Annotated in this window: 1 pseudogene; it reads right to left on the bottom strand. The window is 51.3% G+C overall.

The features are described 5' to 3' along the window. A pseudogene (locus tag H6B10_RS15605) lies at nucleotides 1–222 on the bottom strand (phosphohydrolase); the annotation flags it as partial. Nucleotides 223–388 lie beyond the last annotated feature (166 nt).

The raw sequence follows: 388 nt of genomic DNA, 5'->3' as shown, positions 1-388 counted from the left end.
AATGTTTCCGATGTCATGCATCCAACCGGCAATTGCGGCCAACTCCGCGGTGCGGGCATCATACCCAAGGGTGAGAAGAATTTCACTGGCCAGCGCGGAAACCCGTCCGGCGTGGGCATAGCTGTGTTCCGTATAGCCCAGAGCAGAAAGACTCTCGTCGGCTTTCCGGATATAACTGTTGATCTCCTCGCTTTTCTTGATCTGTTCCAGATTCAGCGGCATGAACAAAACACCCTCTCTTTTGGCTGTTATCTGTATCATACCCCAATCCATCTTGGTTCACAAGAGGTTGTGACGGATTATTTCAACTTGACGCTTTTCCGATACACTACCATAGAAATTGCGGCGGCAATTACCTCCGTCGTCCAGAAAGCGTGCCACACGCCGG

The sequence above is a fragment of the Gemmiger formicilis genome, from assembly GCF_016901605.1.
GTDB classification, from domain to species: domain Bacteria; phylum Bacillota; class Clostridia; order Oscillospirales; family Ruminococcaceae; genus Gemmiger; species Gemmiger formicilis_B.
The sequence above is the reverse complement of the archived record's forward strand: the minus strand, read 5'-3'. Positions and strand labels throughout refer to the sequence as shown.